The following is a 22,754-nucleotide window of genomic DNA, read 5'->3' as shown; positions in this document are numbered from 1 at the left end:
AGTTTTATGTCTTTTGACTTAATTATAATTGGAAGTGGGCCAGGAGGGTATGTTGCAGCAATCAGGGCTGCACAATTAGGATTAAAAACAGCTATTGTAGAAAAAGAAAATCTTGGAGGTGTATGTCTTAATTGGGGGTGTATTCCTACAAAATCTTTATTAAAAAGTGCCAATATTTTTAATAGTTTGAAACAAGCTTCCCAATATGGGATAATTATTAATAATATAAAATTTGATTTTAAAAAAATAATTTATAGAAGTAGGATTCTTTCAGAAAAAATGAATAAAGGAGTTTTGTCTTTATTAAAAAAAAATAATATAAAAATTATATATGGAAAAGCAAAACTTTTAAAAAAAAATATAGTAAATGTTAAAGATAAATTTGGAAATGAAACCAAATATAATGCATTAAACATAATTATTGCTACAGGGAGTAAATCTAGAAATTTTAATTCTATTAAAAATAGAAAATTAATTAATATAATTAATTCTCGTGAGGCATTATTATTAAAAACAATACCTAAAACAATATTAATTATAGGATCTGGAGCTATTGGCTTAGAATTTGCTTATTTTTATAATAGTTTTGGGTCTAAAATTTATATAATAGAAAAAATGTCAAACATTTTACCATATTCAGATTTAGATATTTCTATTCATTTAAAAAAAATTTTAAAAAAAAATGGTGTCATAATAAAAACCTCTTCAATTATTAAAGATTTCATTTATTTAAATGATAAACAATGCACAAAAGTAATTATTAACAATTCAAAAAATGAAACTGAAATTTTATATGTTGATGTTATTATTTCTGCAATTGGAATTTGTCCCAATACTGAAAATTTAGGATTAGAAAATCTAGGAATTAAGCAAAATAATACTAAACATATTTGTGTAGATAAATATTATTCAACTAATGTAAAAGGATATTATGCTATAGGCGATGTAATCCCTAGTATTTCTTTAGCACATGTTGCTTCTTATGAAGGAATTATTTGTGTAGAAAAAATTACTGGCTTAAATCCCTCACCATTAAATTATAATAATGTTCCTATGTGTATTTACACTAATCCGGAAATTTCATATGTTGGATATTCTGAAAAAGAAGCTTTAAAAAAAGGATTTAAATTAAAAATAGGAAAGTTTCCATTTACTGCTTTAGGAAAAGCTAAAGTTAATGATGCTACAGATGGATTTATTAAAATCATTTTTGAGAAAAAATATGGAGAATTATTAGGATGTCATATGATAGGTTCCGGGGTTACAGAACTTATTTCTGAAATTGTAGTTGCTCGGCAACTAGAAACAACGTTATTTGACTTTTTGAAATGTATTCATCCACATCCAACTATTAGTGAATCTATTATAGAAGCAATAAATAATGCTGATAAAAAATGTATTCATATCTAAAATATGAGAAATAAATTTTTAGATTATATTAAAATCTATTGTAGAAGTGGCAATGGGGGTTCAGGAATGATTCATTTTAAAAAAAATAAAACCTTTCCTAAAGGAGGACCTGATGGAGGTGATGGTGGTAAAGGAGGCAATGTTCTAATTAGAGGAAATAATCAATTATATACAATATCTCATTTAAAAAAAAAAAAACATAATATAGCTGAAAATGGAAAAAATGGAGGTGTAAATAGAATTACTGGTTCGAAAGGAAAAAATTCTATAATAGAAGTTCCTCTAGGAACTATAGTTAAAGATGAAAAAAAACAAATTATTTTTGAAATTATTCATCAAAATGAAGAAAAAATTTTATTATATGGTGGAAAAGGAGGAAAAGGAAATTGGAATTTTAAAAATTCTAGATGTAAATCCCCTTTTTATTCTGAAAAAGGCAAACTTGGCAAAGAAGCAATTTTTATTTTAGAATTAAAAATTTTAGCAGATGTAGGTATAATTGGATTTCCAAATTCTGGAAAATCTACTTTAATATCCGTAATAACCTCATCTAAATCCAAAATATCTAATTATCCTTTTACTACATTAATTCCTAATTTAGGCCTTGCGAATTTTAAAAAATTTAATAATCTGATTATAGCAGATATTCCAGGAATAATAAAAGGAGCTTACCAAGGAAAAGGATTAGGGTTTAAATTTCTTAAACATATTCAACGAAATAGAATTTTATTAATAATGATTTCTGCTGAAACAAAAAATTATATTAAAGAATATAATATAATTATAAATGAATTATCTGAATATGATCCATATCTTTTAAAAAAAAAACGTTTATTAATAATTTCTAAATCAGATCTTTTAGATGAAAAATTAAAAAATGAAATAAAAAAAGAATTACCCAAAAATGAAAAATTTATATTTTTTTCTTCTTTTCAAAAAGAGAATTTTTTTTCTTTTAAAAAAAAAATATTTAATTTTTATTAAAGATAATAATCAATTTTAAAATTATTCCAAATTTTCCAAGAGAGATTGGCTTGTAAAAAAAGCATTTTTATTCCATTTTGGACAACACATCCTTTTTTTTTACCTTTTTTTAAAAACAAAGTTTCTTTTGGATTATAAACTAAATCATATAAATAATGATTCTTTGAAAGAAATTTATAAGGAATATTCGGACATTCATTAATATTTGGAAATGTTCCTACTGGAGTACAATTTATAATTATATTATAATTATAAATTAACTCTTTAGATATTTCTGAATAAGAAATACAATTTTTTTCTTTTTTTTTTCTTGAAACAAAAAGATATTTAATTCCTAATTTTGTTAAAACATACATTATAGATTTAGACACTCCTCCCGTTCCTAAAATTAGGGCCTTTTTATGAAAAAATTTTAAGTTTTTTTTAAAAGATTTTTCAAATCCATATATATCTGTGTTATAACCTATAGTTTTATCATTTATAATTTTAACAGTATTTATTGAGCCTATTTTTAATAATTTTTTATTTATATAATGAATTTTATTCATAATTTTTTCCTTATATGGAATTGTAACATTAAATCCTAATAAATTTGAATTATTATTCAATATTTTTTTTAAAAATGAAAGATTTTTTATATCATATAAACTATATATAGTATTTTTTATTTTTTCTTTTTTAAATTTTTTTTCAAAAAATTTCTTTGAAAAAGAATAAAAAATATTTTTTCCTACTAAACCATAAATTTTAATCATTTTATTTCTGATTTTTTAAATATTCCTTTTTATATTTTAAATATTCCTTATACTTAGCTTTTAAGAAATTTTTTCTTTTTTTTTCAGAAGGTTTTACATACTGTTTTCGTTCTCGTAATTTTTTTATTACACGAGCTTTATCAAATTTTTTTTTCCATTTTTTTAAAACTCTATCTATAGATTCTCCTTCTTTTACAGGTGTAATTAATTTCATTACAATTTTTTATTTTATTTTATTTTTTATATATATATTTTTTTTTAAAAAAACAATTTATTTTATTAAGGAAAAAAAACGATTCCAACGAATTTTAAATTCGTTGGTTGAAAACAAAATTAATAATGGTTTTCCAACTATATGATCAAATGGTAAAAAACCCCAATAACGAGAATCTAATGAATTTTCTCTATTATCTCCTAACATAAAATAATAATTTTTTTTTACTAAATATTTAAAGGTTTTTTTATTATTTATAATAAAAACATTTTTTTTTAATTTTAAAGAATTATTTTCATATTTAGTAATTAAATCTTTATATAGAAAAATATTTTGTTTATTTAAATATAAACAATCTCCTTTTTTAGGAATATAAATAGGCCCATAATTATCACGATTCCATAATTTATCTTCTGGAAAGATATTTGTTTCTTTTAAAGAATTTGGAATTATTTCTTTTTTTAAATAAATTAATTTGTTTTCATTCCTTTTTATATTAAATGATTTTAATTTTTTTTGTACTTTAAATAAAAGCGAATTTGTTTTTTCTTTTTTTAAAAGTCCATTAATATATAATAATCCATTTTTAATAATTAAATTATCTCCTGGTAAGCCTATACAACGTTTAATATAATATTTTTTTTTATCAATAGATTTTGATTTAAAATCATTTGGAAAATTAAATACAATCATATCATTATGATTAATTTTTTTCAAACTAGGAAGTCTTAAATAAGGAAATTTTATTAAAAGTTGAGTAATAGGAATTCTTATCCCATAATTAAATTTGCTGACAAATAAAAAATCTCCTATTAATAAACTTTTTTCCATTGAAGAAGAAGGAATAAAAAATATTTGAAATATATATAATTTTATAATTAAAGATAAAATTATTGAAAATATTAAAGATCTTAATTCTGGTGAATTTTCTTTTATAAATTTAATATTCTTATTTAGATTTAAAAAAATTAAATACGCTCCAAAAGTAATAATTAATATTAATATATTTTTTTTATTACGTGTTACAAAACAAGATATTATATCTAAACATAATAATATATACATAAAAAAATATATTATAGGAATATAACATAATATGGACCACCAAATAGGTCTTTTTAAAATTTTCATCAATATAATTATATTATATAATGGAATTAAAGCAATAATAATGTTTCGTCCATTATTTAAATATAATTTATAAGTTCCTAAAAAATAAATAACTTTTAATATTATTATTAATATTAATATATTATATATTAACAAATTATAAATTTAATACATCTTTCATAGAAAAGATTCCAGTTTTTTTATATAACCATTCAGCTGCAATGATTGCGCCTAATGCAAAACCTTTTCTTTTTTTTGCAAAATGTTTAATTTGGATTACATCAATTAATGATTCATAAAATACTGTATGTATTCCTATTATATTGTCTATACGTTTTGAACTTATATATATATTTTTTTTATTATTTTTTAAAGGAATTATTCCCCAATTTTTACAATATTTTTCTAATATTATATCTTTTGATAAAGCAATAGCAGTCCCACTAGGGGAATCTAATTTATTTTTATGATGAATTTCATTTATACTAACTTTATAATCTAAGTTAGATTTAAACATTATTTTAGCTAATATTTTATTTAAAATAAATAATATATTTACTCCTATACTAAAATTAGGAGAATATAAAAATGATCCATTATATTTTTTACATTTTTGTTTAATAAAATCATATTGGTTTTCCCAACCTGTTGTGCCACAAACAATAGGAATTTTATTTTCAAGACAAACTATTATATTTGAAACAGCAGATTTAGGAGAACTAAATTCTAATACTAATTCTAAATTATAATTTTTTAATTCTTTAGAAGAAGGAGTTTTATTAGTAATAAAACCAATTTTATGTCCCCGAAGAATTGCTTGTTTTTCTATTGATTTGCCCATATTACCATAGCCTATTAAACCTATATTCATATTTTTTTTTTCCACCATTTATTATTTATAGATATAATAAAAGTTAACAAATCTTTTAATTTTTTTTCAGTAATAAATTTTTTTTTAAAAAAATATTTATTTCTCCATTCAAAACTGAATGAATATCAGAGGTTTCATATCCAGTTTTTATATCTTTTACTAATTTATAAGGATGCATAATATAATTTCTTATTTGTGATCCCCATTCTATTTTTTTTTTATTGAATTTCATTTTCGATTTAAATAATTTTTGTTTTTCAATATAATATAACCGTGATTTAAGTAATTTTAATGCTTTATTTTTATTTTGAATTTGTGATCTTGTTTCAGAATTTTCAATAATTATATTCGTTGGACGATGATGCAAGCGTACTCCAGTTTCAACTTTATTGACATTTTGTCCTCCAGCTCCTCCAGAGCGGAAAGTATCCCATGTTATATCGGAGGCTTTTATGTCTAGATTTAGATCTTTTTTTATTAAAGGATAAATATAGACAGAAGCAAATGAAGTATGTCTTTTTGAATTATCAAATGGAGAAATCCTGACTAATCGATGAACTCCATTTTCTCCTTTTAAATATCCAAAAGGATAAAAACCTTTTACTTCAAAAGTAATAGATTTTAACCCTATTATGTCTCCTTGTAGACTATTCAGTTTTTTTATTTTAAAATTATTTTTTTCTGCCCACAAAAAATACATTCTATATAACATTGAAACCCAATCACAACTTTCTGTCCCTCCTGCTCCTGCAGAAATTTGTAAAACAGCATTGGAAGCATCTTCTTTTTCAAAAAAGAAATTTTTAAATTCAATTTTTGAAATAAGATTTTCAATTTTTTTTAAAAGATTATTAATTTCTAATTCTGTTTCTTCTCCAGATTTAAAATAAAAAAATAAAATTTTTAAATCATTAAATGATTCTTTTAAAAGATTAAAAGTATTTAACCATTTTTTCGTTTCTGATAAAGATTTAATTATTTTTTTTGATTGTTTTTTATTTTTCCAAAAAAAAGGAGACATTAATTTTTTTTCTTCTTTTTTTAGAAAAGAAATTTTTTTCTTTATTTCTAAAGAAATAGAAATCTCTTTTATTTTATTTGATAATTTTTTTATTTGTTCTTTTGTAACCATTTAAAATATTAAGTTTTAAAATTAAATCCGGTGTTCCAACATGGACTAAAAATAATCCTGATAATTTAAAAAAATAAATTAAATTTTTTGGGTGAGCGAATTTTAGATTTTATTATATTTATGTTATGTTTAAATATTATTTATAAAATGAAAAAACTTTCTGGAATTGGTGTTGCCTTAGTAACTCCTTTTAATAAACAAGGAGCAATAGATTTTAAATCGATTGAAAAAATTGTATCCTTTGTGATAAAAGAAGGAGTTCAGTATTTAGTATTATTAGGAACTACTGGAGAAGCGTCTACATTACATATAAAAGAAAAAATTGATATTATTAATTGTGTAATTAATATTAATAGTAAAAAATTACCTGTTGTAGTTGGAATAGGTAGTAATAATACAGAAGAAGTAATTTTAAATTTAAAAAAATTAACTTTAAATAGTGTGGATGCCATTTTATCTGTTTGTCCTTATTATAATAAACCTTCTCAAAAAGGAATTTTTCATCATTTTAAAACAATTTCTGAAAATACAGATAAAAATATTATCATTTATAATGTTCCACATAGAACTGGAACAAATATTAGTTTAGAAACTATTAATAAATTAATATTAAAATATGAAAATATTATAGGAATAAAAGAAGCTTCAGGAAATATTCTTCAATCATATAATATTATTAATAATAAATCAAAAAAAAATTTTGCTGTTTTGTCAGGAGATGATAATTTAAGTTTACCAATAATTTTAGGAGGAGGAGAGGGAATGATTTCCGTAGTTGGACAAGCATTTCCAAAAGAACTTTCTAAAATGTTTAAATTAGCTTGTGAAAATAAAGTACAAGAAGCATATAAAATTTATTTTAATATAATTAAAATTTACAATATAATTTTTAAAGAAGGAAATCCATCTGGAATAAAAACTTTATTAAAACTAAAAGGATTATGTAATAATTATGTTAGATTACCTTTAATGGAGTGTAGTAAGACATTAGAACAACAAATTAAATTGGAATTAAATTATTTAAAATTTTAAACTTATGTTTAACACATATTTAACTATTTTAAAAAAAAAAATATTTTCTTGTTTAGAAAAAGAAAAACTTATGAAAGTTTTAATTAAAAAAAAAACAAAAGAAAACGTTTGGTTGCAAAAATTTTTAAAAAAAATATTAAAAGAAGAAATAACTAAAAAAATAGAAAAGAAACATATAAATAATTATAGATTAATTATTAATGCATCTAATTTTTTTCACAAAAGAAAATATAAAGAAGCATTAAACATTTTTGAAAAACTTCTTTCAGAAGAAAGAATTTCATTTTTAAAAAATAAAAAATTTTATAAAAATATAATGTTTAAAACTGCTTTCTGCAATTTTTATTTAAAGAAATATGATGAAGCAATTTTTTATTTTAATCTTATTATAAAAAATTCTAATATTAATCATGACATTGAAAATATTACTGACAATAAAATTGAATTAATTGAAAATGAAAATTTTTTTTCTTTTTCAGATAATGATTTAATTTCAGAACTCAATAATGAGCCAAATAAAAATGAGGCTTTAATTTTTGAAAAAAAACTTTTAAAAAAATTAAAACAAGAAAAAATTTTATCAGCAGAAGATGTACAAAAAATTTACTCAATTATTAATAATGAAAATTTTTTTTCAGAAAAAGACGCAAAGAAAATTTTATCAAATATTGATAAAACAAATATGATTTATTCTTCAAAAGCATTTGCAGAAGAAAAGAAAAATTTGCTTTCTTTAAAAGATCTTTTCTTAGAAAAAGAAGAAGATGCTTTCTTCTCAAAATTAAGTAAAAAAAAAATTCTTTCCGAAAAAGAAGAAAAAGAAATTTATTCAAAATTGAAAAAAAAAAATTTTGTTACAATTAACAATGAAAAATTTTTCTTTTCTGAAAAGAATAAAAAATTTATTTTATTAAATTTAAAAAAAATTTTTTCAGGAAAAGAAAAACAATCTTTATTTTCAAAATTAAAATCAGAAGAAACTTTACCAGATAATAAAGAGTTAAAAAAAGAAACATCTAAAGAGATAAAAGCAACCTCAAAAAAAAAACAACCGTTAGAAGTAACTCTTTTTAATTTAGGAATGTGTTATTATAAACAAGCAAATGATTATAATTTTGATCAACAAAATAATTTAAAATCAATAAAAGTTTTTTTAAAATTTATAAAAAGCTATACTAATAGTTTAAAACTAAACACCGCAAAAAAAATGCTTTATAAAGCAGTTTTAAACTTAAAAAAAAAACAAATTTCAATAGGAAATTTTTATTTTAAAAGAAAAAAATATAAAGCATCATTGTTTATATTTAAAGATAATATTGAAAATTTTAAAAAACTGAAAAAAATATTTTCCATTCAAAATGAATATATTTATATGATAATTTCACAATATAAATTAGAAAAATCCACAAATCAATTTGATTTTAAAAAAACATTAAAATTATATAATGATTATATTCATAATTTTTATAATTTCGAAAATCAATTTTTCTATGAAAAAAAATTAAACCTTGATTATAGAATTAAAAATTTATTTTCTAAAATAGAAAGACAATTATTTTTTTTAAAAATTTATAATCAATATATAGATGAATATCAAAGAATATAAAAATTGTAAAGATTCTACTAAAACAGTAGATTATAAAGATTTTGACAAAACCGGGAACAATGTTTATTCCTTAATAAGTCTTTTGTCAAAACGTTCAGAAACAATTTTTTGTTATATTAAATCAAAACTAAAAAAAAAAATAAAATTATGTCCTCCTGAACCTAAACATTTAGAAGAAGTTGTTCTTTCTGAAGCTAAAATGAAAATTTCGAAAATTTTTGAAAAAATTTCAAAACCTACTTCTCTAGCTATTAGAGAATTTTTAGATAAAAAACTTTATTACATTTTTAAAAAACAACTAAAAAAAACAATTAAACAAATAATAAAGAATAAATTGATAAATCAATTAGAAAAAGAAGAAGAAAATAAATTGGTAAATAAAAAAAATTTCAATAACAATAAGAAATTTAAATTGGAAAACAAGTTGAAAATTCAATTGGAAAAGAATTTTCAAACTCAATTGAAAACTAAATTGGAAATTATCTTAAAAAAAAAATTAAATATAAAATTATCATTATAAAATTAAAACTTTTTTATAATAAACTTCAAATTCAAATTTTGAATGGACTTTAGGATGTAAAATTATTTTACATGGAAAAACGCCTATTTGTTTTATAGGGTCTTTTTCTAGAAAAAGAAATTTTTTCTTTATTTTAATATTTTTTGATTTTAAATATTTATAAATTTTTTTTTTATAAATTGATCCAAATAATTTTCCATTTTCCCCCAATTTAAGATAAAATTTAATTTTTAATTTTTTAATAGATTTTAAATAAAATTTTAATTTTTTTATTAAAAATTTTTTTTTCATTTTTTTTTTTTTAATTAAATTATTTAATTCTTTAATAGATGAAATTGTTGCTAATATTGCTTTTTTTTTAGGAAATAAAAAATTTCTAGCATAACCAGGTTTAACTTCTATTAAATCATTCTTTTTCCCTAAATTTAGGATTTTTTTTTTTAAAATTATTTTCATATTATCGTAATCTATCTGTTATATATGGTAATAACCCTATCTGTTTACATCTTTTTATTGCTTTTGTTAATCTTTTTTGAAACTTTTTAGAAGTTCCAGTTATCCTTCTAGGGAGAATTTCTCCTCTTTCATTAAGAAATTTAATTAAAAATTTTGGATTTTTATAATCTATATATTTTATTTTATTTTTTAAAAAAAAGCAATATTTTTTCTCAGGTTTGGTTTTTACATCAAAAGGGGTTAAAAACCTAATTCCTTTTTCTGAATCTTCTCCTTCTAGAAGAGAATTTTCTTCTTTTTCTGAATCAGAATCAAATTCAGGATCTGGCTCAGGGTCCTGGTAAATTCTCTGAGGATTAAATGATTCAATATTCACTTTTTTCTCCTCATTATTATTCTCCTCATTATTATTTTCAGTTTCATTATTATTAGCCTTCTTCTCTTCATTCTTCTCTTCATTCTTCTTGATCATACTTTCTGATATAAGGTCCATTTTTTCCTTCATTTTAAATATTTATATATAATTTTTTTTTAAAATCATTCTCCAAAATTAATTGGGGTTTGTTTTTAATAAAAAATAATAAAGCTTCATCATTAATTTTAAGAATTAAAAATCTCATAATTTTTTCATCACGTAATAATTTCCATTTTAAATTTAAAATTAATTTTGGTTTTGCTAAAAAATAAATAATATGATAGCATCCACTAGTTTTATTTTGTATAGGATACGCTAATTTTTTTAAACCCCAATTTTCTTGAAAAATTAATTTGGCTTTCTTATCAATTAAAAAATTGATATAATTTGATGTTGTTAACTTAATTTGTTCCTCAGAAAGAACAGGAGTAATTACTAATACTGTTTCATATTTCATATATGTATTATTTTAGTGTGGAGCTGACGGGATTCGAACCCGTGTCCAAACAAGTAATATTATAAGTTTTCTACATATTTATCTTATCAAAGAGCAAATTTCACATAAGATTAGTGATAAGAAACTCTTTCTTATAAGAAAGTTCTAAACAATTCAAGAAAGATTTAGAACCTCAATCTTTCAAATTCAATTTATTTTGAATAAAAAAATCTTGCTAAGCAGCAAGAGCATAATTTTTTTTGCCGGTTATCATTTGTAATGATATTTACGTGATTACATTACTTTTCACGATATGCTTACTTATATATTAATCTTGTTGTCAATTCCAATCCAGCCCCAATAATTATTTTAAATAGGAATTACTGATATATATGATTTTCCTTTACTTTTTTTTTCAAAAAAAACTTTTCCATCTATCAAAGAATGAATTGTATGATCTTTTCCCAAAAAGACATTTTTTTTAGGATGATGTTTTGTTCCTCGTTGTCTTATAATAATACTTCCAGGTTTGGCTATTTGACCTCCAAATAATTTTATTCCTAAACGTTTACTAATAGAATCCCGTCCATTTCTAGTACTTCCTACACCTTTTTTATGTGCCATTTTTAAAAGTTTTTTTCTTTTTCAAAACCAATTATTTTAATTGTTGTTAACAATTGTCTATGTCCTTTTTTTAATTGAAATCCTTTTCTTCTTTTTTTTTTAAAAATAATTAGTTTTTTTCCCTTATAATGATTTATTATTTTAGCTTTTAATTTTATTTTCTTTATATAAGGAAAACCCATTAAAATTTTACCTTTTTCATTTAAATAAATAATATTATTAATAATAATCTCATTCCCTTCTTTTTCCTTTTTTAAATAAGGAATTGTAATAAAACTATTTAAAGTCGCTTTAAATTGAAACCCTAATATTTCAAAATATGCTTCCATTTTATTTTTATAATCTAATCATTTGTGGTCTCAGCTGGATTTGAACCAGCGACCCCCTGATTATGAGTCAAGTGCTCTAACCAACTGAGCTATGAGACCGCGATGCGGAGAGAAAGGGATTCGAACCCTTGTTACAATATATTATATACATGCTTTCCAAGCATGTGCTTTAAACCTCTCAGCCATCTCTCCTAATTATCTCTCCTAATTATTAAAAATCTGCATGATTGGGATATCTAGGAAAAGGAATAACATCTTTAATATTATCTATATTTGTAATATATTGAATTAATCTTTCAAATCCTAATCCAAAGCCACTCTGAGGAACAGATCCAAAACGTCTAATATTTAAATACCACCAAAGTGATTTAATATTTAAATTTAATTCCAAAATCCGTTTTAATAAAACATTATATCTTTCTTCTCTTTGAGAGCCTCCTATTATTTCACCTATATAAGGAAATATAATATCCATAGCTGCTACCGTTTTATTATCATTATTTATACGCATATAAAAAGGTTTAATTTTTAATGGATAATTATAAATTATTATTGGATTATTAAAATAATTTTCTGCTAAAAATTTTTCATGTTCAGATTTAAGATCTTCCCCCCAATTAATACCCTTTTTACTAGATTTAAGAATTTTTATAGCATTTGTATAACTTATTCTTTCAAAAGAAGATTCTAAAACATTATTTAATCTTTTAAAGATTTTTCTTTTGTTTTTTTTTTCAAGAAAAAATAAATCTTCATAAGAATTATTAATTACAAATTTAATAACATATTTTAATAACTTTTCGGCAAAATTCATATTCTGAACTAATTTATAAAATGACATTTCAGGTTCTATCATCCAAAATTCAGATAAATGTCTAAAAGTATTAGATTTTTCTGCACGAAAAGTAGGCCCAAATGTATAAATTTTTCCTAACCCTGAAGCTGCAGCTTCTCCTTGCAATTGTCCAGATACTGTTAAATATGTAGAAGTTCCAAAAAAATCTAAATTATTATTTAATTCTCCTTTTTCATTTAAAGGAATTTTTTTTAAATCAAAATTTGTTACTCTAAACATCTCTCCTGCTCCTTCAGAATCATAAGTTGTTATTATCGGAGTATTAATATAAATAAAATTTTTTTTAAAAAAAAATTTATGTATTGAAAAAGAAATATTATGACGAATTCTCAAAATTGAACTAAATATACTTGTTCTAAATCTTAAATAGGCTTGTTCTCTTAATTTTTTAAAACTATGGGTTTTAGGTTGTAAAATTGTCTTTTGAAGCTCCTCAGGAGAAAATTTTCCAATAATTTTTATTTTATTAGCATATATTTCTATATTTTGTTCTTTGCCTTGGCTTAAAACCAAAACTCCTATAACTTCTATTGAAATTCCAATATTAATTTTTTTAACAAGTGAAGAAAATTTTTTATCAATAAAAATTTGTAAATTGTTAATTGTCGATCCATCATTTATAATAATAAAACAATTATAACGAAAATGTTTTACCCAACCTTTTATCTTAATTTCTTTTGATATAAAAAATTTATAATTAAAAATTAATTCTTTAATTGAATTAAAACATTGAATTTTTTTTTTCATATTATATAGTTAGTATTTCTTTTTTTTTTCTATTAGAAATAATTTTCATATAATTGATACAATCATTAATTATATTTTGTATCTCTATTTTGTTTTTTTTTAAACAATCTTTTTCTAATGAATTTATTTTGTTTAATTTTTTTATAGTTTTTTTTCTTAATTTTCTTAAATTTATTTTAAATATTTCTAAAATAAAATTAATTTTTTTTATTAATTCTTTTCTAGTTTCTTCTGTTAGTTGAGCCATTTTTAATTTTAATACTTTTCCAGTTTTATATGGAGTATAAAGAATACTATTTTTTAATAAAGCTTTATAAAGAATATTTATATTTTTCTCTTCCCAAGGTGTAATTAATAAAGTTCTTGCATCTAATATAGAAATATTAGAGATAGTTTTTATCTGAACTTTTTTTCCATACAAATCAATTGTAACATCATCTAAAATAGATTCATTAATTTTTCCAATTCTAATTTGGAATAATTTTTGTTTGAACCCCAAAATTTTGTTTTTTATTTCTGATTTTAAACCATTAATTAAAATTAATAATTCTTTCATAAAGTATTTTTTTTTATTATTTTTATTATATATATAGATATAGAGAAAACAAATAAATTTTATGTTAAATATATATAAAAAAAAAATTTGGAACAAATTGAAATTTGCATTTGCAATTCCAAGGCATTATTTAATAATATTGGTTTTTTTGTTTCTATTTTTTTTGAGATTTTTTTTTAATGAAAAACTGGCATGTCAAGAAAAAAATATTATTAAAGATAAAAAAAGTAATTTAGAATTAAAAAAAAAAATGGATCAAATCCAATTTGAAAAAATCAAATTTGAAAAAATTGATCAAATCCAATTTGAGGGGATTTCAAAAGAAGAAATAAATGAAATTATTTATTTCTGGGAACTTACTAACCACCCTACAACAGATAGTTCTGATTTTCTTGAAAGTTTAAAAATTTTTATTAAAAATTATTTTAATATAAAAGGATATAGGGAGATTTTATTGTATTTGAAAATTAAAAATCAATCACAATCTAAAATAAAATTAATTATTTCTATTAATAAAGGAAAATTGATGACAATAAAAAATATTTCATTTGAAGGAAATAATTTTTTTTCTGAAAAACAACTAAATAAAATGAAACCTCATTACAAAATGAGTTATCCTTCTTATGAAGAATATAAGAAAAAAATTATTATGGAATATAAAAAAAATGGATTTAAAAAATTTAAAATTTCTTCAGAAGAATTTAAGAAAATAAATTCTAAATATTATTCAATAAATTTAAAATTTATTGAAGGAAATAAATATAAATTTTCTAAATTATCCTTTAATGGCAATAAAAATTTCAATGATGAAATTTTAAAAAAAAAATTGGCTTTAAATTTAAAGGAAGGGGATTTTTATAATCTAATAGAAATTAAAAATTCTATTCAGCGTATTGTGGACTTTTATTTAAATAAAGGATATGCATTTTCTAAAATTTCTATTTTTGAATCTGAAAAAGAAGATAATTTAATTGATGTTATAATTATTATAGAAGAAAATGAAAAAATAACTATTAACAAAGTTAATATTATTGGTAATAACCAAGTTAAAGATGAAATCATATTCAGAGAATTAACAACTATACCAGGAAATTTCTTTTCTAAAAAAGAAATTGAAAAATCAATAACAAATTTAAAAAATCTGAATTTATTTTACAATGTTCAAATGCAAATGCAAATAGTTCCAAATTATAAAAAGAATACTTTAGATCTTAATTTTGTGGTTTATGAAAACATAAATAGCGAATTAAAATTCAAAGGAAATTTTCAAGGTAAAGATTTATTAGGAGAAATTTCATTAAATATAAATAATTTTTCTTTATTGAATTGTTTCCACCCAAAAAATTTAAAAATTATTCCTTATGGGGATAATCAAAAAGTATTATTGGATTTTACAATAGGAAAAAAGCTAAAAAAATATAATGTTTCTTTTATCCATCCAAATTTAACTGATTCTAGTAGTATGAAATTTAACTTTTTTTATAAAAATGAGCTTCCAAAAGAATCACATGATCTAAATTTTAGAAATTTAGAAAATAATGATAATTATAAAATAAATAAATTCAAATCTACTATTGAATTAAATAAAAAAATTAATGAAAATAATAATTTATTATTTAATATAAATTATATTAATAAAAACAAAATATACAAAGATAAAACATTATCTTTTTCTGAAAAAAGTAATCTATATAAAGATTGTAATTCTCAATTAATATTTAATCATAATTCAATTAGTCCAGATATTATTTTCCCTCAAAAAGGAGGATATGTAAATATCAATTCATTTTTGGAATTACCCAAATCATTAAAAAAATTGAAAACCAATAAATTTGAATATTTTAAATTTCAAATGAAAAGTTTTTGGTATAAAAAAATATTTAAAAAATTAATATCCAAAATTGGATATGAATTTGGAGTATTACATAATTCAAATAAAAACGATGATTTTAAACAATTTTATATGGGAGGTACAAGTTTTCAAAAAGAAAATTTAAATAAAAAAAATTTTATTCCTTTAAGGGGGTATTATGAACCTAATAAATTATATGGAGTAATTTCCCCTAAAAATGGAGGTTCTTTTTATGAAAAAATTTTAACAGAATTAAGATATTTAATTTTTGAGAAAAATTATTTTAAATTATGGATTTTAAATTTTTTTGAAGCTGGAAATATATTTGATAGTTATAAAAACTTTAATCCATTTAAATTAAAACGTTCTATAGGAACTGGAATTAGATGTTTTATTAATAATATTGGGTTATTAGAATTTGATCTAACATATAGATTGGATAAAACTCTTGATAATGTTAAGCCAAACTGGAAAGTAAACTTTGCCATAGGCAACGAATTATAATTTTAAAAAATTATTATTATTCCATATATTATAAATATAATTCCTATTATAATAAATAATACATTTAAATATCTTCCATAAAGATTAATATTTAATAATATTAAATTAAAAATAATTTCTATATATAAAATTATATAAGTCATAATAAATTTTATTTACTTTTTTTTTTATTTTGATTTTGTTTATAAATAATATAAATAATAATAATAATAATAATTAATAATTTATAGCACCTTTCGGTGAAAAAAAAATTTAAATTTTCTCCTTTAGCATAAGAATGTAATCCTGCAAAATAATAATTAACTCCAAAATAAGTTATTATTATAGAAATAATTGATAAAAAACTAAAAATATTAAATATATATTTTCCTTTAAAAAAAGGAATTAATCTCATATGTAAAATTAAAACATAAATTAAAATACTAATTAAAGCCCAGGTTTCTTTTGGATCCCAATTCCAATAACTTCCCCAACTTTCATTTGCCCAAATAGCACCTAAGAAAGTTCCTATTGTTAGAAGAAAAAGACCAATTATCATCGATAATTCATTAATTATCGTTAAATCAGAAATTATTAATTTTATATTTTTTTTTAATAAAAATTTATTTATAATAAAAATAATGATTACTAATAATCCTATTAAAGAACTAACACATAAAAAACCATAACTTGAGGTTATAATAGTTACATGTATAACTAACCAATAAGATTTAAGAACAGGTACTAAATTAGTTATTTCAGGATTAATTAAATTAATATATGCTATATATAATATAATACTTGCTACTAAACAAGAAAGTCCTGGAATAATTAAATTCCGATTCTTTGAAATTAAAATTCCTGAAAATAAAATACACCAACTTATAAAAATAAGTGATTCATATTCGTTACTCCAAGGAGCATGAAAAGAAATATACCAACGTATAATTAATCCTAATGTATGATAGATAAAAAATAGATTAATTAATCTCAATAAATTTTTTTTAAAAAAAAAATTTATTTTTTTATAAGAAAAATTTTTTATAAAAGCAAAAAAAAGAATTATTATTCCTAAGAAGGAATAACCAACCATTAAAAAACAATTAATGTTTAATTTATTATAAATTAATTCTAATTTAATTCGTTTATCAGAAGGAAGAATCCCCTTTTTTTGTTGAAAACCAATAATATCATCTAATATTTTATTAGATTTTTCCCATTTATTTTTTTTTTTAGAAAAAAACAAAGAAGAAATATATTTATTATATAAAATATTTTTTTTTTTTATCCAAGATTTCCAAGTAAAATTTTTTTTTTCTAATTTAGAATGAGGAAAAATCTTAATATAATCACCTTTTAAAATTTTATAAAATATATTAATTTTTTCAATTAAATTAATTAATTCTTTTTCATAACTATTTCTTTCAAAAGGATTTTTGGAAAAAGCAGATTGAAAATCTTTTTCAAAAATTAATTCAAATTTTTTTAATTTGGAATTAAATTTATAAAAATTCATTAAAGAAGTATATCCAAAATTATTAACTTTTAATTTGTTAAATAACTCTTTTCCTCCTTTTTTATTAATTTTAATAAAAGGATATCTCAACCAAAAATTAGGATTTTGATAAAATGAAATTAACCAATTATTAGCATCTAAATTTAAAAGAGAATTTTTTTTATAAATTTTTATTAATAATTCTAAAGCTAAAGTATTCATTGGTTTAATTCTTCCATCTTTAGCTTGGACTAAGACTGTACCAAATTTTTTAGCATGATCATTTAAAATTTGTTTTTCTGGTTCTTTTAAAGAAGAATAACAAAAATTTAATAAAAAAAAAAACAGAGAAAATATCTGTTTAGAAAACATACCGAGAATTATTTTTTAAATAAGAATATCTCTATTAAGTTTAGATTTTAATTTATAAAATCTAGTTTCTTTCCAAAAAAAAGTAAAAATCATACCGATAATTAAAAATATATACCCCATATATGAAATAAAATATCCTATAAAGTCATGACTCACATAAAGAATAGTACCTTTTTCATCTGAATTATATCCAGATTGAAAAAATCTAAATCCTTTATAATCAAGAATATTATTCATATATATATTATAATTAATTATTTTGTCTTTCTCAATTATTTGTAATTGACTTTTAAAAGAAGAAGGTTGGGAAGAACCAGGATATTTCTCTAAAATAAATTTTTTTAATTTTACATAAAAAGGAAAGTTTAATATTTTTTGACCATATCTCAGAGAGAGTATTTTTCCCCCTAAATTTATATTGGTTTTTATTAAATTAAAATTTTTTTTTATTAAAAAATTAAATTTTTTAATTTTTTTATTTTTAAAAATTTTTGCTCTTAAAGAAGAAGGATAATTTGAATAATTATAATAATTATTAATAGGGATATAATATATATTTCCGAAAAAAGGAGATTTATCAATAAAAAAATTTAAATTTCTTATTCTATAAAAAGAAGTTAAAATGATTTGTGATATCAAATTCTGATTTATAACTCCAGTTTCTTTTTTTTTCTTATTAAAAATCTCAATTGGAGCTTGAATATAGATTTTATTTCCTTTTTCCCAAAAATTTATAATTCCTTTTACGTGTTTATTAAAACTAAAATATAATCCTCCTATATTTTTAATAGTTCCATCTTTAAGAAAATTATTGTTTGGTTTTCCTTTAAAATAAGTAATAATATTAATATATTTTATTCCAAACTTATCAACTAAGAATATTTCTTTTACATTTTTAATATAATTTTCAATTTGAAAAATTAAATTGTTTTTGTAAAACAAATTTTTTAAAAAAAACCTTTTTTTATAATTTTTATTAAAATTAGATAATATATAATATATATTTGATTTAAGACAATTATTATTATCAGATAAATTTATATTAAAATATTTTTTGTTTGAAATTAAATTATTTGATTTTTCTCCTTCCCGAAGGGACAAAGTTCCATTATATCCAAAATACCTTGATATTACTCCTCCTAAAAAAATAAATATAAATGATATATGAAAAATAAATATTGGCAATTTTTTTTTATTAAAAAATTTATATTTAATTATATTACCAATAAAGTTAATTATTAAAATTAACATGAAAAATTCAAACCATTTAGAATAATAAATAAGAGCTTGTGCAGTTTCTGTTGAAAATTTTTTTTCAATAAAAGTAGCTATTACAAGTAAAATTATATATATTATTATAAGTAATGAAAATACTTTTTGCGTAAAAAAAATTTTTATCATCTCATAAAAATTTGATTTTTAAATTGTTTTAATATAAAAAAAATGTCGAGAATATTAACAGGAATTCAAAGTACTGGGATTCCACATATAGGAAATTTATTAGGAGTAATGCTCCCAACTATTAAAAATAGTAAAACTTCCTTAAAAGAAGTATTTATTTTAATAGCTGATTTACATTCATTTACAAATATAAAATCTATTAAGAATATTAAAAATAATACATATAAAATAGCAGCAGCATGGTTAGCTTGTGGGTTAAAATTAGATAAAGCAATTTTATATAGACAATCAGATATTCCTCAAATAACGGAACTTTTTTGGTTTTTAAATTGTTTTTTTCCTTACCAAAGACTTAAATTATCTCATTCATTTAAATCAAAAAATAATATTAATACTGGACTTTTTACATATCCAATATTAATGGCAGCAGATATATTACTTTTTGACTCAAAAATAGTTTTTGTAGGAAAAGATCAATTACAACATATTGAAATAACTAGAAAAATTGCAAAAAAAATTAATAATCAAATTAAAAATTTATTTTTAATTCCAGAAGCTAAAATTAAAAAAACTTCAATGGCAATTCCAGGAATTGATGGATATAAAATGAGTAAATCTAGAAAAAATACAATAGATATTTTTTCTTCTAAAGAAAAAATAAAAACTCAAATTATGAAAATTCATACAAGTAGTAATTCTACTTTTTCAAAAAAAAATTTAAAAAATGAAATTATATATAATATATATAAATTATTATTTAATAAAAAATATTTTTGTTTATTTGAAAAAAAATTAATGGAGGATCCCTCATATGAAAAAGCAAAAATAAAATTATATAAACATATATTATGTTTTTTTTCTAATGAAAGAAAAAAATTTAATTTTTATATTAAAAATATAAAAATAATAGATTCAATTTTAGAAAAAGGAGCCCAAAAAGCTAGAAAAATAGCAATTAATACTATTAATAAAGTAAGAAGTGTCTTTAATTTAAAGAAAAAGGTTTTTTAATGATACAATAAAATATTGTAAATTATTTATATTATAAAAAAAAAATTATATGCCAAACGGAAAAAAAAGAAAAAGAAAAAAAATAGCGACACATAAAAGAAAAAAAAAAAGTAGATTAAATAGACATAAAAAGAAAAAATAATCTGCGGGTATGGTGAAATTGGTATACACACTAGATTTAGGATCTAGTATCTTTACAGATATGGGGGTTCAAATCCCTTTACCCGCACACAAAACCTGGATGACGAAAATGGTAAACGTACTGAACTCAAAATTCAGGGATTATTATAATCTTGTGGGTTCAAATCCCACTCCAGGTACAAAAATGTTTAAAACATTATGGAATGTGGAAAAAAAAATTATAATATATATATATTATAATAATATATCTTTAATTTTAAAAAAATGTTTATTTAAAATAGGGTTTTCTAAAGAAATTTTATTTTATACATTTTATGCTTTTCCATATTTTTTAATTTTTTTTAAGATTTTTAATAATAAGAAAAAACCAATGAAAAATAAATCTTTTTCTATATTTTTAATATTATCTTTTTTTCTAAATATAACAATTTTTTTTTTAAAAAATTTTAATAAAAATTATTTATCGTTTAAAAATTATTTATCGTTTAAAAATTATTTATCGTTTAAAAATTATTTATCGTTTAAAGATTATTTGTTAATAAAAATATATAATTATCCAAATACATTTATTCCAATTTTTACATTATTAGCACCTTTATGTGAAGAAATTTTTTTCAGAAAAATAATATTAAATGAATTCTTAATTCAGAAGGTTAACCCTATAAAAGCAATTATTTTGTCTTCATTTTTATTTGGTTTCATTCATAATAATCCTATACAATTTATAAGTGGGGTCATTATAGGAATAATAATTGGTATTAATTATGTAATTACTTTTTCTATAAAAAATTGTATAATAATACATTCTTTTAATAATGTTATTTTTATAATTTTTTCTTTTTTATTTTTAATTAAAAATTACTAATTTTCATTAAATTTTCTCCAATTTGGGAAGGTGATTTGACTATAAATATTCCACATTTTTTCATTATTTCCATTTTATAAAAAGCAGTATCATTTTTCTGCCCTATTATAGCTCCAGCATGTCCCATAGTTCTTCCTTTTGGAGCCGTTTGACCAGCAATAAAACTTAAACAAATTTTTTTTTTTTTTTTTAATTTTAAAAATTTGGCAGCATCGATTTCTAATTTTCCTCCTATTTCTCCTATAATAACGATTATATCTGTTTCTGAATCATTTAAAAATTCTGATATAATATATTTCATAGTAGTTCCAATAATAGGATCCCCTCCAATGCCTACAGCCGTAGAGATTCCATATCCTGATTTTACGATTTGATCTGCTGCTTCATAGGTAAGAGTTCCTGATTTAGATACAATTCCTACTTTTCCTTTTTTAAAAATAAATCCTGGCATTATTCCTACTTTTGCTTCATTAGGGGTAATAATGCCCGGACAATTTGGACCTATTAAAATAGTTTTTTTTTTCAAATTAATATAATTTTTTATTTTGATCATATCTGATCTAGGAATTCCTTCCGTTATACATACTATAATTTTTATTCCTGAATCTATTGATTCAATAATTGCATCATAGGCATATCTAGGTGGAACAAAAATTATACTAACATTAGCATTTAATGCTTTTACTGCTTCTTCTACTGTATTAAAAATTGGTTTTCCTAAAAATTTTTTTCCTCCTTTACCTGGAGTAACTCCTCCAATTATAGGGGTTCCATAATCTATCATTTGCTGAGAATGAAAAGATCCTTCTTTTCCTGTAAATCCTTGTACTATTATTTTAGAAAATTTATTAATTAAAATACTCATTTGTTAGAGACAAAATTTAATTTTTTATATATTTTTATCTATTAATTAAATTTTTCATTTTTAATGAAGAGAACTTATCAACCTTCTAATATTAGAAGATTAAATAATCATGGGTTTAGAAAAAGAATGAGTAGTAAAAATGGAAGAAAATTATTAGCGAGAAGAAGAAAAAAAAAAAGAACCTTCCTTACTCCAAAAAAAATTAAAAAATTTTAA

General features: G+C 20.3%; 25 protein-coding genes, 4 tRNA genes and 1 other RNA gene. 11 read left to right on the top strand and 19 right to left on the bottom strand.

The genetic code is table 11. From position 1 onward, the window contains the following. Window positions 1-6: 6 nt before the first annotated feature. Together lpdA and obgE are read left to right on the top strand one after the other, a co-directional pair. Window positions 7-1,410 carry a dihydrolipoyl dehydrogenase gene (gene lpdA, locus DDE61_RS00975; protein ID WP_110476809.1) on the top strand — a complete coding sequence of 468 codons (1,404 nt, stop codon included), beginning with the start codon at window positions 7-9 and terminating at the stop codon, window positions 1,408-1,410. 3 nt (window positions 1,411-1,413) lie between these two features. Continuing rightward, window positions 1,414-2,394: a GTPase ObgE gene (gene obgE, locus DDE61_RS00970; protein WP_110476808.1), complete on the top strand. Its 981-nt coding sequence runs from the start codon at window positions 1,414-1,416 to the stop codon at window positions 2,392-2,394. Here the strand turns inward: obgE and DDE61_RS00965 are convergent. The 5 genes from DDE61_RS00965 to prfB are packed head-to-tail and all read right to left on the bottom strand — an operon-like array spanning window position 2,391 to window position 6,476. Continuing rightward, on the bottom strand, window positions 2,391-3,149 hold the full coding sequence (locus DDE61_RS00965; RefSeq protein WP_110476807.1) for a shikimate dehydrogenase family protein: 759 nt from the start codon (window positions 3,147-3,149) through the stop codon (window positions 2,391-2,393). The genes obgE and DDE61_RS00965 overlap by 4 nt on opposite strands. 1 nt (window position 3,150) lies before the next feature. Continuing rightward, a complete protein-coding gene (gene rpsU, locus DDE61_RS00960; RefSeq protein ID WP_110473246.1) occupies window positions 3,151-3,363 on the bottom strand; it encodes a 30S ribosomal protein S21 in 213 nt (70 codons plus the stop codon). A 57-nt stretch (window positions 3,364-3,420) separates the two neighbouring features. Further along, a complete protein-coding gene (gene lepB / locus DDE61_RS00955; RefSeq protein WP_110476806.1) occupies window positions 3,421-4,629 on the bottom strand; it encodes a signal peptidase I in 1,209 nt (402 codons plus the stop codon). Between the two features lies 1 nt (window position 4,630). Beyond that, entirely contained in the window at window positions 4,631-5,344 is a 714-nt protein-coding gene (gene dapB / locus DDE61_RS00950; protein ID WP_110476864.1) for a 4-hydroxy-tetrahydrodipicolinate reductase, read from the bottom strand. Between the two features lie 55 nt (window positions 5,345-5,399). After that, a complete protein-coding gene (gene prfB / locus DDE61_RS00945) occupies window positions 5,400-6,476 on the bottom strand; it encodes a peptide chain release factor 2 (protein WP_110467302.1) in 1,077 nt (358 codons plus the stop codon). 147 nt (window positions 6,477-6,623) lie between these two features. Here prfB and dapA point away from each other — a divergent pair, with 147 nt between their 5' ends. Genes dapA through DDE61_RS00930 form a run of 3 tightly spaced genes read left to right on the top strand, consistent with a single transcriptional unit; the run spans window position 6,624 to window position 9,634 of the window. Then, window positions 6,624-7,508: a 4-hydroxy-tetrahydrodipicolinate synthase gene (dapA, locus tag DDE61_RS00940; protein WP_110467397.1), complete on the top strand. Its 885-nt coding sequence runs from the start codon at window positions 6,624-6,626 to the stop codon at window positions 7,506-7,508. A gap of 4 nt (window positions 7,509-7,512) precedes the next feature. Further along, window positions 7,513-9,114 (top strand): outer membrane protein assembly factor BamD, encoded by a 1,602-nt coding sequence (locus DDE61_RS00935; RefSeq protein WP_110476805.1) that lies wholly within the window; start codon window positions 7,513-7,515, stop codon window positions 9,112-9,114. Further along, complete coding sequence (locus DDE61_RS00930) at window positions 9,095-9,634, top strand: hypothetical protein (protein ID WP_110476804.1); 540 nt, start codon at window positions 9,095-9,097, stop codon at window positions 9,632-9,634. Before DDE61_RS00935 ends, DDE61_RS00930 begins: the two co-directional genes overlap by 20 nt. On the opposite strand, the gene rplI is transcribed toward DDE61_RS00930, so the two are convergent. The 10 genes from rplI to DDE61_RS00880 all read right to left on the bottom strand — a co-directional run bounded on the left by rplI (window position 9,629) and on the right by DDE61_RS00880 (window position 14,053). Beyond that, window positions 9,629-10,090 carry a 50S ribosomal protein L9 gene (gene rplI, locus DDE61_RS00925; protein WP_110476803.1) on the bottom strand — a complete coding sequence of 154 codons (462 nt, stop codon included), beginning with the start codon at window positions 10,088-10,090 and terminating at the stop codon, window positions 9,629-9,631. The two genes, DDE61_RS00930 and rplI, sit on opposite strands and share 6 nt — an antisense overlap. Window position 10,091: 1 nt before the next feature. Continuing rightward, window positions 10,092-10,343: a 30S ribosomal protein S18 gene (gene rpsR / locus DDE61_RS01475; protein ID WP_239493548.1), complete on the bottom strand. Its 252-nt coding sequence runs from the start codon at window positions 10,341-10,343 to the stop codon at window positions 10,092-10,094. Window positions 10,344-10,596: 253 nt separating this feature from the next. Continuing rightward, window positions 10,597-10,962 carry a 30S ribosomal protein S6 gene (gene rpsF / locus DDE61_RS00915; RefSeq protein WP_110467298.1) on the bottom strand — a complete coding sequence of 122 codons (366 nt, stop codon included), beginning with the start codon at window positions 10,960-10,962 and terminating at the stop codon, window positions 10,597-10,599. Window positions 10,963-10,977: 15 nt separating this feature from the next. Then, window positions 10,978-11,300, bottom strand: a transfer-messenger RNA (tmRNA) gene (ssrA, locus tag DDE61_RS00910). Between the two features lie 10 nt (window positions 11,301-11,310). Further along, a complete protein-coding gene (rpmA, locus tag DDE61_RS00905; RefSeq protein ID WP_015799444.1) occupies window positions 11,311-11,565 on the bottom strand; it encodes a 50S ribosomal protein L27 in 255 nt (84 codons plus the stop codon). Between the two features lie 2 nt (window positions 11,566-11,567). After that, window positions 11,568-11,894 carry a 50S ribosomal protein L21 gene (gene rplU / locus DDE61_RS00900; RefSeq protein ID WP_110467297.1) on the bottom strand — a complete coding sequence of 109 codons (327 nt, stop codon included), beginning with the start codon at window positions 11,892-11,894 and terminating at the stop codon, window positions 11,568-11,570. A gap of 25 nt (window positions 11,895-11,919) precedes the next feature. Next, window positions 11,920-11,993, bottom strand: a tRNA-Ile gene (locus DDE61_RS00895). A gap of 6 nt (window positions 11,994-11,999) precedes the next feature. Then, window positions 12,000-12,086 (bottom strand) — tRNA-Ser (locus tag DDE61_RS00890). 19 nt (window positions 12,087-12,105) lie between these two features. After that, on the bottom strand, window positions 12,106-13,497 hold the full coding sequence (asnS, locus tag DDE61_RS00885; protein WP_110476802.1) for an asparagine--tRNA ligase: 1,392 nt from the start codon (window positions 13,495-13,497) through the stop codon (window positions 12,106-12,108). Between the two features lies 1 nt (window position 13,498). Then, window positions 13,499-14,053, bottom strand: a complete 555-nt coding sequence (locus tag DDE61_RS00880) for a ribosome recycling factor (protein ID WP_110476801.1) — start codon at window positions 14,051-14,053, stop codon at window positions 13,499-13,501. Window positions 14,054-14,114: 61 nt separating this feature from the next. Here DDE61_RS00880 and DDE61_RS00875 point away from each other — a divergent pair, with 61 nt between their 5' ends. Then, the gene (locus DDE61_RS00875; RefSeq protein WP_110476800.1) at window positions 14,115-16,409 is read left to right on the top strand and encodes a BamA/OMP85 family outer membrane protein; all 2,295 of its coding nucleotides are present in this window, start codon (window positions 14,115-14,117) and stop codon (window positions 16,407-16,409) included. Between the two features lie 2 nt (window positions 16,410-16,411). On the opposite strand, the gene DDE61_RS01465 is transcribed toward DDE61_RS00875, so the two are convergent. The 3 genes from DDE61_RS01465 to DDE61_RS00865 are packed head-to-tail and all read right to left on the bottom strand — an operon-like array spanning window position 16,412 to window position 19,656. Continuing rightward, on the bottom strand, window positions 16,412-16,552 hold the full coding sequence (locus DDE61_RS01465; protein ID WP_162616598.1) for a hypothetical protein: 141 nt from the start codon (window positions 16,550-16,552) through the stop codon (window positions 16,412-16,414). 8 nt (window positions 16,553-16,560) lie between these two features. After that, on the bottom strand, window positions 16,561-18,255 hold the full coding sequence (locus tag DDE61_RS00870) for a cytochrome c biogenesis protein (RefSeq protein WP_110476799.1): 1,695 nt from the start codon (window positions 18,253-18,255) through the stop codon (window positions 16,561-16,563). Window positions 18,256-18,270: 15 nt separating this feature from the next. Further along, entirely contained in the window at window positions 18,271-19,656 is a 1,386-nt protein-coding gene (locus DDE61_RS00865; protein WP_110476798.1) for a cytochrome c biogenesis protein ResB, read from the bottom strand. Window positions 19,657-19,698: 42 nt separating this feature from the next. Here DDE61_RS00865 and trpS point away from each other — a divergent pair, with 42 nt between their 5' ends. From trpS to DDE61_RS00845, 4 genes are all read left to right on the top strand, one after another. After that, on the top strand, window positions 19,699-20,667 hold the full coding sequence (gene trpS / locus DDE61_RS00860; RefSeq protein ID WP_110476797.1) for a tryptophan--tRNA ligase: 969 nt from the start codon (window positions 19,699-19,701) through the stop codon (window positions 20,665-20,667). A gap of 145 nt (window positions 20,668-20,812) precedes the next feature. After that, window positions 20,813-20,896 (top strand) — tRNA-Leu (locus DDE61_RS00855). A 6-nt stretch (window positions 20,897-20,902) separates the two neighbouring features. Further along, window positions 20,903-20,987: transfer RNA gene (locus tag DDE61_RS00850), tRNA-Leu, on the top strand. A gap of 5 nt (window positions 20,988-20,992) precedes the next feature. Beyond that, window positions 20,993-21,673, top strand: coding sequence for a CPBP family intramembrane glutamic endopeptidase (locus DDE61_RS00845; protein WP_110476796.1), 681 nt, complete (start codon window positions 20,993-20,995; stop codon window positions 21,671-21,673). Here the strand turns inward: DDE61_RS00845 and sucD are convergent. Then, complete coding sequence (gene sucD / locus DDE61_RS00840) at window positions 21,660-22,538, bottom strand: succinate--CoA ligase subunit alpha (RefSeq protein ID WP_110476795.1); 879 nt, start codon at window positions 22,536-22,538, stop codon at window positions 21,660-21,662. The two genes, DDE61_RS00845 and sucD, sit on opposite strands and share 14 nt — an antisense overlap. 63 nt (window positions 22,539-22,601) lie before the next feature. On the opposite strand from sucD, the gene rpmH reads away from it, so the two are divergent. Then, complete coding sequence (gene rpmH / locus DDE61_RS00835) at window positions 22,602-22,754, top strand: 50S ribosomal protein L34 (RefSeq protein ID WP_015799436.1); 153 nt, start codon at window positions 22,602-22,604, stop codon at window positions 22,752-22,754.

The sequence above is a fragment of the Candidatus Karelsulcia muelleri genome (assembly GCF_003214255.1).
GTDB classification, from domain to species: domain Bacteria; phylum Bacteroidota; class Bacteroidia; order Flavobacteriales; family Blattabacteriaceae; genus Karelsulcia; species Karelsulcia muelleri_B.
The sequence above is the reverse complement of the archived record's forward strand: the minus strand, read 5'-3'. Positions and strand labels throughout refer to the sequence as shown.

Coding starts and splice junctions, on each gene's coding strand:
- DDE61_RS00865 (WP_110476798.1), bottom strand. CDS start 19,656: ATGATAAAAATTTTTTTTACGCAAAAAGTATTTTCATTACTTATAATA.
- obgE (WP_110476808.1), top strand. CDS start 1,414: ATGAGAAATAAATTTTTAGATTATATTAAAATCTATTGTAGAAGTGGC.
- DDE61_RS00965 (WP_110476807.1), bottom strand. CDS start 3,149: ATGATTAAAATTTATGGTTTAGTAGGAAAAAATATTTTTTATTCTTTT.
- rpsU (WP_110473246.1), bottom strand. CDS start 3,363: ATGAAATTAATTACACCTGTAAAAGAAGGAGAATCTATAGATAGAGTT.
- sucD (WP_110476795.1), bottom strand. CDS start 22,538: ATGAGTATTTTAATTAATAAATTTTCTAAAATAATAGTACAAGGATTT.
- prfB (WP_110467302.1), bottom strand. CDS start 6,476: ATGGTTACAAAAGAACAAATAAAAAAATTATCAAATAAAATAAAAGAG.
- dapA (WP_110467397.1), top strand. CDS start 6,624: ATGAAAAAACTTTCTGGAATTGGTGTTGCCTTAGTAACTCCTTTTAAT.
- rpsF (WP_110467298.1), bottom strand. CDS start 10,962: ATGAAATATGAAACAGTATTAGTAATTACTCCTGTTCTTTCTGAGGAA.
- lpdA (WP_110476809.1), top strand. CDS start 7: ATGTCTTTTGACTTAATTATAATTGGAAGTGGGCCAGGAGGGTATGTT.
- DDE61_RS00875 (WP_110476800.1), top strand. CDS start 14,115: ATGTTAAATATATATAAAAAAAAAATTTGGAACAAATTGAAATTTGCA.
- rplU (WP_110467297.1), bottom strand. CDS start 11,894: ATGGAAGCATATTTTGAAATATTAGGGTTTCAATTTAAAGCGACTTTA.
- trpS (WP_110476797.1), top strand. CDS start 19,699: ATGTCGAGAATATTAACAGGAATTCAAAGTACTGGGATTCCACATATA.
- DDE61_RS00870 (WP_110476799.1), bottom strand. CDS start 18,255: ATGTTTTCTAAACAGATATTTTCTCTGTTTTTTTTTTTATTAAATTTT.
- rpmH (WP_015799436.1), top strand. CDS start 22,602: ATGAAGAGAACTTATCAACCTTCTAATATTAGAAGATTAAATAATCAT.
- asnS (WP_110476802.1), bottom strand. CDS start 13,497: ATGAAAAAAAAAATTCAATGTTTTAATTCAATTAAAGAATTAATTTTT.
- DDE61_RS01465 (WP_162616598.1), bottom strand. CDS start 16,552: ATGACTTATATAATTTTATATATAGAAATTATTTTTAATTTAATATTA.
- DDE61_RS00845 (WP_110476796.1), top strand. CDS start 20,993: ATGTTTAAAACATTATGGAATGTGGAAAAAAAAATTATAATATATATA.
- dapB (WP_110476864.1), bottom strand. CDS start 5,344: ATGAATATAGGTTTAATAGGCTATGGTAATATGGGCAAATCAATAGAA.
- rpmA (WP_015799444.1), bottom strand. CDS start 11,565: ATGGCACATAAAAAAGGTGTAGGAAGTACTAGAAATGGACGGGATTCT.
- DDE61_RS00935 (WP_110476805.1), top strand. CDS start 7,513: ATGTTTAACACATATTTAACTATTTTAAAAAAAAAAATATTTTCTTGT.
- DDE61_RS00880 (WP_110476801.1), bottom strand. CDS start 14,053: ATGAAAGAATTATTAATTTTAATTAATGGTTTAAAATCAGAAATAAAA.
- rplI (WP_110476803.1), bottom strand. CDS start 10,090: ATGAAAATAATTTTAAAAAAAAAAATCCTAAATTTAGGGAAAAAGAAT.
- DDE61_RS00930 (WP_110476804.1), top strand. CDS start 9,095: ATGAATATCAAAGAATATAAAAATTGTAAAGATTCTACTAAAACAGTA.